Origin of the sequence: Collinsella aerofaciens, from assembly GCF_039758965.1 — a bacterium.
Lineage (GTDB): Bacteria > Actinomycetota > Coriobacteriia > Coriobacteriales > Coriobacteriaceae > Collinsella > Collinsella aerofaciens_BR.
On the sequence record NZ_JBDMSL010000022.1, the window covers coordinates 1 to 13,032 of the forward strand.

Below are 13,032 nucleotides of genomic sequence, written 5' to 3' on the forward strand. Positions count from 1 at the left end.
CCATCGCGCCGAGAGTACTGCGGGGTCAGCCCGTGGGAGGCCAGGGCGCCGCTGACCGGTGGACGGCACCGAGCCGTACGCTTGAACTGAGAAGGGGGAGGCCTCGCGGCCTCCCCCTTTTTTGCGTTGTACACACGGTGTACTTTGGGACCTAGCTCCCCCGTATGCGCTCTTACTGTTTGGCTGTATTTTGAGTCCTTCTAGAGTATTTGAGCGATAATTACTCGCATTGGCGTTAGGGAGGGCTTGATGTTTACCGTATTTGTCTTGGGCAATATTGCTTCGGGTAAGTCGACTGCCTGCCGCTATTTCGAATCTCGTGGCGCTATGCTTATCGATCTGGATGAGCTTGCAAAATCGCTGTATGTGCCGGGCTCTGATATCGTCAATGCTCTCGCGGATGAATTCGGTTGGGACATTTTGGATGAGGATGGCGGCATTCGCCGCAACATCCTCGCTTCTCGAGCTTTTGCTTCTCCTGATTCGGTCGCACGGCTCAATGGCATTGTGCATCCCGTTCTCATTGAACAGCTTTCGCTTAGGATTCTCGATCCGGTTTGTTGTACGGTTTCATCTCCTCGTTATCGCTTTGCAGTGGTCGAGGTTTCTGCTCCGACTGGTTTTGAGGATGCATTTGGCTTGGCTGATGAAATTTTGGTCATCAGCGCCCCTTTGTCAGTTCGTCGCGAGCGCGCTATTCAACGTGGCATGGAGCCATCTGATTTCGATGCCCGTTCTGCTTGCCAGCCCGAAGAGTCTGCGCTGTGCAATCTCGCTACAACTGTGATTGACAATGCGGCAGACGATAACTCGCTCTTTGAACAACTGGACGCATGGCTTTCGCGCCATGGGTTCGGGGATGTAGTGGATAAGGAGGAGGCCGATGCCTAAGACACGTTTCCTTACGTGGTATCGCCTTATACCGCTGGCTGCCGTTTTTGCCTTCGGCCTTATCTCATTCGTTTACTCGTATGCTCCTGCCGCTTTCTTTAAGCCGCTGTATCCGATTGACTACGAGGCGTATGTAAAGCAATCCAGTATTTCGCATAATCTGGATCCGTATCTGGTGTGCGCTGTCATTAAGTCTGAATCGAATTGGGATCCCGAGGCCGAGTCGAATCAGGGTGCTCAGGGATTGATGCAGCTGATGCCCGAGACTGCCCAGGATATGATCGCCAAGGGCCTTGTCGACGGTGGCGAGTATTCGGCCGACAACCTTAACGATCCGGCTACGAATATCGAGTTTGGCTGTGCGTATCTCTCGTATCTTCTAGCGTATTTTAACGGGTCGACTGACAGTGCCATTGCCGCCTATAACGCCGGCATGGGCAATGTCGACGGATGGGCGCAGCAGAGTACGTCGCTTCATAATGCAATCACCTTTCCCGAGACGCAGGCGTATCTGATTCGTGTCAATAATGCCTGGGTTCGCTACAAGACCCTCTATCCCGATCGGTTCGTATAGGACTATGCCTGCCGCCTGCGTATACTGCAGATATATGAGTTAGGAGTATCCATGGCGGAATTTGAAGTAGAACGCGTTGGTGGTGAACTTAAGCGTTTTGGCGTTGAAGGCTCTGACGTGCCGTTTAAGGTCGTGTCTCCCTATGACCCTGCAGGCTCTCAGCCTAAAGCCATTGAGTCGCTTGTGCAGGGTGTGAGGGACGGAGACCGCTATCAGGTTTTGCTGGGCGTGACTGGTTCGGGCAAGACCTTCACGATGGCAAAGACTATTGAGGCCCTGGGAAAGCCGACGCTGGTCATGGCTCCGAATAAAACGCTCGCCGCTCAGCTTGCGAGCGAGCTCAAAGAGTTCTTTCCCAACAACGCTGTGGTCTACTTCGTCTCGTACTACGACTACTATCAGCCCGAGGCGTATGTGCCGCAAAGCGATACATATATCGAGAAAGACTCCTCGATTAACGAAGAGGTCGAGATGCTGCGCCATCAGGCGACCGCGTCACTGCTCTCTCGACGCGATGTGATCGTTGTCGCATCGGTCTCGTGTATCTATGGCATCGGCTCTCCAGAGGACTATGCGGGCCTAGCTCCAAACGTCGACAAGAAGGTGCCGCTCGAGCGCGATGACTTTATCCATGCACTTATCGACATTCAATATGATCGCAATGACTATGACCTGGCACGCGGCACGTTCCGCGTGCGCGGCGATGTTGTCGACGTGTATCCGCCTTATGCCGAGCATCCGTTGCGGTTTGAGTTCTTTGGCGACGAGGTCGAGCTGATTGCCGAGATCGATGAGGTCACCGGTGAGATGCTTCGTGAGTACGAGGCAATCCCCGTATGGCCGGCATCGCACTACGTGACCGAGAAGCCGAAGGTCAAGGCGGCTCTGAAATCGATCAGCGAAGAGTGCGAGAAGCGCGTGGCGGAGCTCAAGGCGACCGACAAGTTGCTCGAGGCGCAACGTCTGCAGCAGCGCACCGATTATGATCTTGAGATGCTCGAGACGATGGGCTTTTGCAACGGCATCGAGAACTACTCGCGTCATCTGGACGGTCGCAAGCCGGGTGAGCCGCCGTTTACCCTAATCGATTTCTTTCCTAAGGATATGCTCTGCATCATCGATGAGAGCCATGTGACGGTGCCGCAGATTCGCGGTATGCACGAAGGTGACCGCTCGCGTAAGGTGACGCTGGTGGAACACGGTTTTCGCCTGCCCTCGGCGCTCGATAACCGCCCGCTTCGTTTCGATGAGTTTGAGGCGAGGATTCCCCAGTTCATCTACGTTTCGGCAACACCGGGTGACTATGAGCTGCGGGTTAGCCAGAACGACGTTGAGCAGATTATTCGTCCGACCGGTCTGCTCGATCCCAAGATCGATGTGCGTCCGGTTCGTGGGCAGATTGACGATCTTGAGGACGAGATTCGCGAGCGCGTTGCACGCAAGGAGCGCGTGCTGGTGACCACGTTGACCAAGCGCATGGCCGAGGACCTGACCGACCATCTGCTTGATGCGGGCATTAAGGTCAATTACATGCACTCTGATACGGCGACAATGGACCGTGTCGAGATCTTGCGAACGCTGCGCGAGGGCAAGATCGATGTTCTCGTTGGCATCAACCTGCTTCGCGAGGGTTTGGATCTCCCCGAGGTCTCACTGGTGGCAATTCTCGATGCCGATAAGGAAGGCTTCTTGCGCAACCGCCGTTCGCTGATTCAGACGATTGGCCGTGCGGCCCGTAACGCCGATGGCGAAGTCATCATGTATGCGGACGTTGTGACCGATTCGATGAAAGAGGCCATCGAGGAGACGCGGCGCCGTCGTGAGATTCAGATGGCATATAACGAAGAGCATGGCATTGTGCCCAAAACAGTGCACAAGGCCATTAACGACATCTCAAGTTTTATTGCCGAGGCCGAAAAAACCGTGGGTTCCAAGGGGCGCTCGAAGGGCGACTCTCTTGGCCATGGCGCATTCTATACGCCCGATGAGTCGGGTGAGGGCGGCGTGCCGGAAACGGTGGCGCCCGAGCAGACGCTTGCGGAGCAGTTGGAAGAACTGCCGCATGACGAGCTCGTGCGGATCGTCGAAACCATGGAAGAGGACATGCGTAACGCTTCTGCCGCCATGGACTTTGAGGAGGCGGCGCGTCTGCGCGATGCCGTCGTTCAGATTCGGGCGATGCTCGAGGGTGCGTCTGAGGGCGAGACGATCGAGCGCTTACGTTCGCAGGCCCGTAAGGGTTCCACGTTCGCATCGGGCAGAAAACGCCAGGGTGCACGGTTTAAGAAATAGCGAACAGGCCCCGAGTTCCCTGTGGAGCTCGGGGCCTATGTCTTTTGCGCGCTGGAATTCGTGCGTTAGAGGTCTGCGATCAGGGCTTCAGCACAACGGATGCCGTCGGTGGCCGCGCTCATGATGCCGCCGGCATATCCAGCTCCCTCACCACAAGGGTAGAGGCCCGGGGTCGACACGGCATGGCACGTTCGGTCTCGGGTGACAGTGACCGGTGAGCTCGAACGAGTCTCCACGCCGGTAAGAACGGCATCGGGACGGTCGTAGCCTCGTAGCTTTTTTCCGAGTAGGGGAAGTCCCAGGCGGAGCGACTCGACGATATGCTGCGGCAGGGCTTCGTCAATTGCCGTCCAGGTCACACCGAGCGGATAGGTGGGCTTTACCTTTCCGGGCGCCTTACTGCCGCGTCCTGCGAGGAAATCTCCGACGAGTTGTGCCGGTGCGTTCCAGTTGGAACCGCCCAGGCGATAGGCGGCCGCCTCGCAGGCACGCTGGAGCTCGATGCCGGCGAGCGGGTCATCGTTGGGAAGGTCCTCAGGCGTGACGTTAACGAGCAGGGCGGCATTTGCGTTGCGTCCGTCGCGGGCATTGAGGCTGGCCCCGTTGACGCACAGATGGCACGGTTCTGAAGAGGCGGCAACAACCTGTCCGCCGGGGCACATGCAAAACGAGAACACGCTGCGGCCGTTGGGAAGATGGGCGACGAGCTTGTAGGGGGCTGCTCCGAGGGCAGGATGTCCCGCCGAGGCTCCATATTGGGCTCGGTCGATGTCGCGTTGCGGATGCTCGATGCGAACGCCCATGGCAAAGGTCTTTTGTGCGAGGGCCACGTTGTGGCTCTTAAGGAGCTCAAAAATATCGCGAGCGGAATGCCCGCAGGCGAGGATGAGGTGCTTTGTCTCGATTGGCTCGTAAACGGCGTCTTGGGACGATTGGACATCAATGCCGGTGATGGCGCCAGACGCGTCGATGCGAATGTCGACGAGCTTCGTTCGATAACGGACGACACCTTCGAGCTGCTCAATGCGCCGGGATATAGCGGTGACAACCGTGGGAAGGATGTCGGAGCCAATGTGCGGCTTGGCATCCCACAGAATATCGCGGGGCGCACCTGCCTCGACGAAGGTTTCGAGGATAAGGCGATGGGCGGGATTTTTTGTTCCCGTATTGAGCTTGCCGTCCGAGAAGGTCCCCGCGCCGCCCAGACCAAACTGAATATTGCTCTCGGGGTCGAGGATGCGCTCCTTTAGAAAGAGGTCGATCGCCTGCGAGCGGCGAAATGCCGGGTCGCCGCGCTCGATAAGCAAGGGCTTAAGACCTGCTTCGGCGAGCGTGAGCGCAGCGAAAAGGCCGGCGCATCCGGCGCCGACAACGACGGGGCGCTCTTTGGATGCGTCGGAAATGGGGAAGGGGAATGAAGGCTCATCGTCTTCTATCGCGCGTACGCGCGAGCGGTCACGTTCGGAAACGCTGTCGACCGCTTCTCGCTCGAGGTGGGGACTGGTCAGCTCAACACGAAAGCTCAGGATAAAATGGACGTCTCGTTTTTTGCGAGCGTCGATTGACTTGCGGTGGAGCTCGATGGACTTGATCTCGGAGTCCTTGCAACGTAGGACGCGCTTGGCGACTCGCTTGCCAACAATGAGGCAGGCATTTTCATCGCCGGCTTCATCGAGCGAAGCGTTGACTTGGGTGATTTCGATCATCGAGGTCTCCTTAGAGGCAAGAAAGAGGCCGTCCGGTATCCCAGACGGCCCGAATGCGTTTTTGATTATAGACTGCGCGGCTACAGGCTGCTTGCAGCGCGAATGCCCGAGAGCCATGCCCACGCAAGGTTAAAGCCTCCGCAATCGGCGTCGATGTCGAGCGCTTCGCCACAGACGTAAAGCGGGGCGTCGACAACGCTGCGCGCGCGTAGACTGGGTGTTGAGATACTCTCGACAGATGCGCCACCACGCGTGACCTGCGCCGAGCGCTCCTCGGCTGTTCCCTCGACGAGCAACTTAAAGTGCTTGAGGATCGAGACCAGGTGGATGACATCGTTGGAGCCTGGATGGCACTGCTCGAACGCCGTGCAGACGACGCGGGAGAGTTGCGGGGCGAGCATGCCGTCGAGCCAACGGGGATCGCGGGGCGAAAAGCCGCCGAGCAGCTCAACGCGCCGGTTGAGCATATCGAGCAGCTCGTCTTTGGAGAGGTCGGGGAAAACGTCGAGCAGGATGGTATCACCGCGCTGGATACGACGGGAGAGGTTGAAGACAGCGACGCCCGAGATGCCGAAGGCTCGAAACAGTACTTCACCGTCTTCGTGCCAGAGCTCACTATGGTTACGGGTGAGCGTCAAGCGGGCGCGGACGCGCAGACCATCCAACGTCTTGAGTGCCGCCCGATCGCCAACGACCGTTGCCGATACGGGGCAGAGGATGGGGCGCAGCGAGGTGAGGGGGAGGCCAAACGTATCGGCGATACCGGTGGGGTTGCCGCCCGTGGCGATAATTACGGCATGTGCCTCCAGGGCCTCGTTCTTGCGAGGGACATCGGTGAGCGCTTTCCGAAGCGAGCGGAGCTCCGATTTTCGGTCGTCGTGCTTCTTTGCCTTGAGTGCCCGCGCTGGACGGTCTATTTGGAGTGTCCAGCCTTCGGAAGCTTTGTGCGCCGAGGCAACGTTGGCTCCGCAGATTAAGGTGATACCTAGGCGGTCGCAAACGTTGAGAAGCGCGTCGCGCACCGATTCGGCGCGAAGGGAGCGCGGGTACAGCCGGCCTTCCTCGGAGGTTGTCATGATGCCCAGCGAGGAGAAGAAACCCATAAGCTCTTGTTCGGGCCGGGGGCCCATAACGGATTCAACGAATGCGGGGTGGTTATACCGCTGTGGATCAATCGATTCGTTGGAGAGGTTGCAGCGGCCGTTGCCGGTCGCAAGGAGCTTAAGGCCGCAGGCGACATCGCACTCAACGATGCAGACGCTTTTGCCAGCACGTGCGGCCGTAATGGCGGCGGCGAGGCCTGAAGCCCCGCCGCCGATTACCAGGACGTCATAGAAGGCGCTCGTGTTCACTTAGGCCTCGTCGGTCTCGTGCGGGGTAATGGCCTCGACGGCAGAGACTGCCTTGGGCAACATGCCATCGGGCAGCGCGGTCTCGACCTCGCCCTTATCGCAGGCCTCGGCGAGTGACGGATTGATGGGAAGCGTGCCCAAGATGTCGAGGTTATAGCGTTCTGCGACCTCGGGGAGCTTGCTCTTGCCAAAGACCTCGATCTTCTTGCCGCAGTCGGGGCACTCAATATAGCTCATGTTTTCGACGATGCCCAGAATGGGGACGTTCATCTTCTCGGCCATGTTGACCGCCTTGGCGACGATCATCGAGACCAGATCCTGCGGGCTCGTGACGATGACGATGCCGTCGACGGGCAGTGACTGGAAGACGGTGAGAGCGACGTCGCCTGTTCCCGGAGGCATGTCGACCAGCAGGTAGTCGATGGGGCCCCATGAGGTCTCGCTCCAGAACTGCCTAATGGCGCCTGCGATGACCGGACCGCGCCAAAGGACGGGGTCGGTCTCGTTTTGGAGCAGAAGGTTGGAGCTCATCACCTTGACGCCGTGCTCGGAGATTTCGGGCAGCATAAGGTTGCCAAGGGCATGGACGTGGCGTCCGCTCATACCGAACATCTTGGGGATAGAGGGACCGGTGATGTCGGCATCGAGGACGCCGACCTTGTGGCCGTGACGGGCAAGCTCGGTGGCGATGGCACCAGTGACAAACGACTTGCCGACACCGCCCTTGCCGGAAAGTACGGCGATGACGCGTTTGACCTCGGACAGCGTGTTCTCCTCAAATTGCGACGGCGACGTTTGTCCGCCGGCGGCCTGTGCGTGCTCGCAACCCATGTATGACTCCTTTGTATATGTTGGGGCTGGGGCCCCGTGATGTGACACGAGCGTCATTGTACCCTCGTTTGCGAGCGGGAGTCATTTGCGATGCATTTGGGCCGAGCGTGCTTGCAATACGATGGGTCCAAGCGAATGGGCGGGCTTACTGAACTTTGCTGGCGAACTCGAGATATTGCATGCGCTGCAGCTTGTCGATCGTCGAGGCGTATGGGCTGTCTTCAGATTCCAAGTCGTAGCGCAGCCCGTCGGCACCAAGGTAGCCGGCGACATTGATGGTGGGCACATCTGACCTTGTTGCAAGCAGAGCCTTTTGATAGTCGGTGAGCGGGGCGCCGATCTTATTAAGGGTAATGGCTGCAATCTCGTTTGCCCCGACGGTGTCGTAGACGTTGAGCTCGGTATTGCCGGCGATTTCATAGTTAGCCCAGACAAAATATGTCGACTGATAGATACGGAAAGCGTGGCTTGCCGTATCTTCCTGAGGGTACAGCTCGTCGTTGAGAGTCGTTGCGGCGCTCGGCTGATGGTCGCCAAAAAAGACAAGGACAACCGGTCTGCCGATATTGCGGAGCTCGTTGATAAAGTACTCGAGGTCCCGGTCGGATGCGTTGATGCAGGTGAGATAGGTGTTGAGCGCGCTATTGGCGCCCTCGCTGGCTCCCTCGACCCAATAGTTTGTCAGCTCTTCGGCGGGAACGGTGCCGACATCGTATCCGCCATGGTTTTGCATCGTGACATCGAAGATGAACTGCGGAGCGTCGTCGGTCCTCAGCAGGTCGAGTATCTTGTCATAGGTGGCGTAGTCGCATACGCCGGCATGGTAACAGGGCGCACCTTCGAAATCGCCGATCGAAAGAAAGTCTCCAAAGCCCAGCTGCTGATAGATTTTATCTCGATGGTAGTTGACGGGGTTTTGCGGGTGCATAGCGGTAGCGGTATACCCAAGCTCCTTAAGGTCCTTTGCCAGACTGTTGACACCATTCATCTGATATAGCTGATAGGGGATTTTGCCTAATCCGACAAAGGCCGTTGTCGCTCCGGTCAAAAATTCGAATTCGGAGTTCGCCGTTCCGCCACCGGCGACCGAAGCGAGCATGGTGCCGCGAACAAGTGTGTCGGGAAGCGAGTTGTAGAATGCGGGGCCGGTGTACCCGGCCGCCTGGAGCTGCTCAAAGCACGAAAGGTCGCTAAAACTCTCGTTCATGACGGCAACAATCGTCGGCTTGATTTCATTGAACTGGGCAACGGCCGCCGCGCGCTGCTCGCTCGAGCCATACGTGCTGTCGTAGGTGGCGGAGAGCTCCTGCTCGATGCTCTGCGCCTCATCGGGCGTATAGTCTTCGGGCTTCTCAATGGGCAACTCGTTGACCATTTCGGTGAACGAAGTGATAAAACCCTGAGACGCATACGTGGTGATGGGCTGCCAACGGTCAAATCCAAAATTCAGCGCCTGCTCCAAGTCGATGCTGGAAAAGCCCGAGAGCCCCACAACGGTCACTAGCAGAAAAGCGCAGAGGTTAGCGGCGATTGCGGGGAAGACATGGGTGGGCGTACGGAGCTTTCTCGGTCGGATAAGCGAAAGAAGCCCCAGGGAAATCTCCAGCAGGGCGAGAGAGGTTACGATTCCGGCGGTAAAGGTAAACTCGTATCCCTCGCTCACTTCCATTGCGGTGCCAAGGGCCAAGATATCGCTTGGCAGGATGGCCTCGCCTTTAAACGTTATGACGAAGTGCTCGGCAATGCCAAGGATGCAACAGGCGACGGGCACGAGGGCCATGACGCCTCCATGACGCTGTCCCAGCAAATAAAGGGAGAGCAGAACCGTCGCGAGCAGCCCGACGGAAAACCCGAATGAGTTGGCGGGAATGCGATAGAACGTTTCGTTACAGGCAATTTCGAGTGAAACGAACGAGAGCGCTGAAACAGCGGCGATGACAAGGATGTCACGGCAAATACAGGCAACCGTTCCCGTCGCAAGATCGGTTTGGTCGATAAGTCCCGAAACCAAGGGCTCGACAAGAAGTATGACGGCGGTAGCACCGAGCGCCGAATAAGAAAGGACCCATAGGGAATTGTCCTCATTTACGAGCAATTGATTCGTAATCCATGCAGCTACCATGCCGAGCGGGATGAGGAGCGTCGCGCACCAAAAGACGCGGGCAATGGGCGGCTTTTCATTGTGTTTGATTGAAAAATATACGCGCACCACGACGATGGCCACGATAAGGACGGCGATGAATATGGGCAGATTGGCCATGTCGCTCGAAGTGATTTCAAGGGGGATATCTTCGGTCATGGACGTTCCTCTGTTACAGCAAATTAAGTTCAGTATTAGATTACCGTAACCTTTCCACGGCATTTCGAGAAACAAAGCACCCGATACGCAAAGCTAAAGGTCTGCGAATCTTGTATTACGAACATCTGTGCGCGTCGAGTGCGCTAAACTCATCGGCAGTATGATTCGATGCAATAGGAGGCAAGGAGCTTCCATGTCTGATTCTTCTATCGTTATTCGCGGCGCTCGTGAGCACAACCTCCGTGATATCGATGTTTCCATTCCGCGTGACCAACTCGTGGTCATTACCGGTCTTTCTGGCTCGGGCAAGAGCTCGCTGGCATTTGACACTATCTATGCCGAGGGCCAGCGTCGATACGTCGAGAGCCTTTCGAGCTATGCGCGCCAGTTCTTGGGCCAGATGGACAAACCCGACTTGGATTCAATCGACGGCCTTTCGCCGGCGGTGTCGATCGACCAAAAGACGACGTCTAAAAACCCTCGCTCGACGGTTGGCACCGTAACCGAGATTTATGACTATCTGCGCCTGCTGTTCGCTCGTGTGGGCACCCCGCACTGTCCCGAATGCGGCCGCGTCATTGAGCGCCAGACGACCGACCAGGTTGCCGACAAGGTCTTGGCGGCGGGGGAGGGCCGCCGCGCGTTTGTGCTGGCACCGGTGGTGCGCGGGCGAAAAGGCGAGTACACCAAACTGTTTGAGGACCTTCGCGCCGAGGGCTTTAGCCGCGTGCGCGTTGACGGCGAAGTGCGCTCGCTCGACGACCCGATCGATCTGGACAAAAAGTTCAAGCACGATATCGAGGTCGTAGTCGACCGCATCGTGATTCGCGAGAACTCGCTGGGCCGTATTGCCGAGTCCGTTGAACAAGCGACTGCGCTGGCGCACGGCAATGTGAACGTATACTTGCTGCCCGACCGCGACGCTCCCGAGGGGACCGAAGGCGAGTTGCTGGAGTATTCGCTGGCGTTAGCGTGCCCGGAGCATGGACACTCCATCGATGACCTGCAGCCGCGTGATTTCTCGTTCAACGCGCCCTATGGCGCATGTCCTGAGTGCGACGGCCTGGGCTTTAAGAAAACCGTTGATGCCGAGGCGCTGATTGAGGACCCCTCGAAGTCCATTGCCGACGGAGTCTTTGGTAGCCTGTTTGGCAATTCGAACTACTATCCGCAGATTTTTGCTGCGGTCTGCAAACACTTTAAGGTGAGCGCCGATACGCCGTGGGAGGACTTGCCCCCTCGCGTGCGTCGTGCATTTTTGGATGGCCTGGGCGATACGAAGATCTCGGTCGACTACCAAAAGCTCGACGGACGTCGCAGCCAGTGGGATACCAAGTTTTCGGGCGTTCGCAACATCCTGTACGAACGCTATACCGAGACGACGAACGAGAACACCAAGGCGCGCCTGGAGAAGTACATTCGCGAGGAGCCGTGCTCGAGCTGCCACGGCGCTCGTTTGCGCCCTGAGATGCTCGCCGTCACCGTGGGCGGCAAGTCCATTTACGAGGTTTGTTGCCTGTCGTGCCGTGAGTCGCTCGAGTTTTTTGAGGGCCTGGAACTCACCGAGCGCCAACAGTTTATCGGCGGCCGTATCGTCAAGGAAATCCTGGAGCGCTTGCGTTTTCTGGTCGATGTTGGACTCGACTATCTGACACTCGATCGTGCCTCGGCGACGCTTTCCGGTGGCGAGGCACAGCGTATTCGACTGGCAACGCAGATTGGCGCGGGTCTCATGGGCGTGCTCTATATTCTGGACGAGCCCTCGATCGGTCTTCATCAGCGTGACAACGAGCGCCTGATTAAGACGCTCGAGCGCCTGCGCGATATCGGCAATACCGTTATCGTTGTCGAACACGACGAGGATACAATCCGTGCCGCCGACTACGTGATCGACATGGGGCCCGGAGCCGGCGTCAACGGCGGGCACGTAGTCGCGGCGGGAACGCCTGCCGATATCATGGCGTGTCCTGAGTCGATGACGGGCGCTTACCTGACCGGTAAACGAATGATTCGGGTGCCTGATGAACGGCGCAAGCCCGGTCGCGGCTGCCTTAAAATTACGGGCGCTCGAGCCAACAACCTCAAAAACGTTACCGCCAAGATCGAGTTTGGTACGCTTACGGTTGTTACCGGCGTGTCGGGATCGGGCAAGAGCTCCCTGGTTACCGACACCATTGCGCCTGCCCTTACGAATGTCATTCACCGTTCGACGCGCCCTGTGGGTCCGTATAAGAAAATCGAGGGCATCGAGTGTATCGATAAGGTTATCGATATCGACCAGTCGCCGATTGGCCGCACGCCGCGTTCCAACCCTGCTACCTATATCGGCCTGTGGGATGATCTTCGCGCGCTGTTTGCGAGTACGCCGGAGTCGAAGGCGCGCGGCTACTCGCCGGGTCGTTTCTCCTTTAATGTGAGTGGCGGGCGCTGTGAGGCGTGCAAGGGCGACGGACAGATCAAGATCGAGATGCACTTCCTTCCCGATATCTACGTTCCCTGCGAAGCCTGCGGCGGTAAACGCTACAACCGCGAGACACTCGAGGTCACCTACCGTGGCAAGACCATCTCGGACGTGCTCGACATGAGCGTCACCGAGGCGCTGGCCTTCTTTGGGAATATCCCGCAGATTAAGCGCAAGCTCCAGACGCTGTACGATGTAGGCTTAGGCTACGTGAGCCTGGGCCAGCCCGCCACGACGCTCTCGGGCGGCGAGGCGCAGCGTGTGAAGCTCGCCAAGGAGCTTCATCGACGCCAGACGGGCAAGACGTTCTATATTTTGGACGAACCGACGACCGGCCTTCATTTTGAGGACGTCCGCCAGCTGCTCGATGTGCTGCAGCGCTTGGTCGATGCGGGCAACACGGTGCTGGTGATTGAGCACAACCTTGATGTCATCAAGGTTGCCGACCGCCTGATCGATATGGGTCCCGAGGGCGGTAACGGCGGCGGAACCGTCGTGGTTTCGGGCACACCGGAGCAGGTTGCGGACTGTCCGCAGAGTTATACGGGCAAGTTTTTGGCGCCGTTGCTCAGGCGTGACCGGGAGCGTCAGGCTCAACTTGATGCTCAATAAATAGGCGATTCAGT

8 protein-coding genes are annotated in these 13,032 nt (G+C 57.9%); 4 read left to right on the forward strand and 4 right to left on the reverse strand.

Features of this window, described 5'->3' with window-relative positions; translation table 11 throughout:
• The first annotated feature begins 249 nt into the window (after positions 1-249).
• Genes coaE through uvrB form a run of 3 tightly spaced genes read left to right on the forward strand, consistent with a single transcriptional unit; the run spans position 250 to position 3,757 of the window.
• Positions 250-891 carry a dephospho-CoA kinase gene (coaE, locus tag ABHU32_RS07920; RefSeq protein ID WP_161145582.1) on the forward strand — a complete coding sequence of 214 codons (642 nt, stop codon included), beginning with the start codon at positions 250-252 and terminating at the stop codon, positions 889-891.
• Positions 884-1,465, forward strand: coding sequence for a lytic transglycosylase domain-containing protein (locus ABHU32_RS07925; RefSeq protein ID WP_022093787.1), 582 nt, complete (start codon positions 884-886; stop codon positions 1,463-1,465). The genes coaE and ABHU32_RS07925 overlap by 8 nt, the downstream gene beginning before the upstream one ends.
• A 51-nt stretch (positions 1,466-1,516) precedes the next feature.
• Complete coding sequence (gene uvrB, locus ABHU32_RS07930) at positions 1,517-3,757, forward strand: excinuclease ABC subunit UvrB (protein WP_346979571.1); 2,241 nt, start codon at positions 1,517-1,519, stop codon at positions 3,755-3,757.
• Positions 3,758-3,822: 65 nt separating this feature from the next.
• On the opposite strand, the gene ABHU32_RS07935 is transcribed toward uvrB, so the two are convergent.
• From ABHU32_RS07935 to ABHU32_RS07950, 4 genes are all read right to left on the reverse strand, one after another.
• Positions 3,823-5,463 (reverse strand): NAD(P)/FAD-dependent oxidoreductase, encoded by a 1,641-nt coding sequence (locus ABHU32_RS07935; protein ID WP_346979572.1) that lies wholly within the window; start codon positions 5,461-5,463, stop codon positions 3,823-3,825.
• An 80-nt stretch (positions 5,464-5,543) separates the two neighbouring features.
• Complete coding sequence (locus tag ABHU32_RS07940) at positions 5,544-6,815, reverse strand: NAD(P)/FAD-dependent oxidoreductase (RefSeq protein WP_346979573.1); 1,272 nt, start codon at positions 6,813-6,815, stop codon at positions 5,544-5,546.
• The gene (locus ABHU32_RS07945; RefSeq protein WP_055310500.1) at positions 6,816-7,646 is read right to left on the reverse strand and encodes an Mrp/NBP35 family ATP-binding protein; all 831 of its coding nucleotides are present in this window, start codon (positions 7,644-7,646) and stop codon (positions 6,816-6,818) included. It abuts the gene before it with no gap.
• Positions 7,647-7,791: 145 nt separating this feature from the next.
• The gene (locus ABHU32_RS07950) at positions 7,792-9,945 is read right to left on the reverse strand and encodes an LTA synthase family protein (RefSeq protein ID WP_346979574.1); all 2,154 of its coding nucleotides are present in this window, start codon (positions 9,943-9,945) and stop codon (positions 7,792-7,794) included.
• A gap of 193 nt (positions 9,946-10,138) precedes the next feature.
• On the opposite strand from ABHU32_RS07950, the gene uvrA reads away from it, so the two are divergent.
• Positions 10,139-13,018, forward strand: coding sequence for an excinuclease ABC subunit UvrA (gene uvrA, locus ABHU32_RS07955; protein WP_346979575.1), 2,880 nt, complete (start codon positions 10,139-10,141; stop codon positions 13,016-13,018).
• Positions 13,019-13,032: the final 14 nt, after the last annotated feature.

Bases quoted from the DNA above. Each gene is read 5' to 3' on its own strand.
- uvrA (WP_346979575.1), top strand. From the start codon at position 10,139: ATGTCTGATTCTTCTATCGTTATTCGCGGCGCTCGTGAGCACAACCTC.
- ABHU32_RS07945 (WP_055310500.1), bottom strand. From the start codon at position 7,646: ATGGGTTGCGAGCACGCACAGGCCGCCGGCGGACAAACGTCGCCGTCG.
- uvrB (WP_346979571.1), top strand. From the start codon at position 1,517: ATGGCGGAATTTGAAGTAGAACGCGTTGGTGGTGAACTTAAGCGTTTT.
- ABHU32_RS07950 (WP_346979574.1), bottom strand. From the start codon at position 9,945: ATGACCGAAGATATCCCCCTTGAAATCACTTCGAGCGACATGGCCAAT.
- coaE (WP_161145582.1), top strand. From the start codon at position 250: ATGTTTACCGTATTTGTCTTGGGCAATATTGCTTCGGGTAAGTCGACT.
- ABHU32_RS07935 (WP_346979572.1), bottom strand. From the start codon at position 5,463: ATGATCGAAATCACCCAAGTCAACGCTTCGCTCGATGAAGCCGGCGAT.
- ABHU32_RS07925 (WP_022093787.1), top strand. From the start codon at position 884: ATGCCTAAGACACGTTTCCTTACGTGGTATCGCCTTATACCGCTGGCT.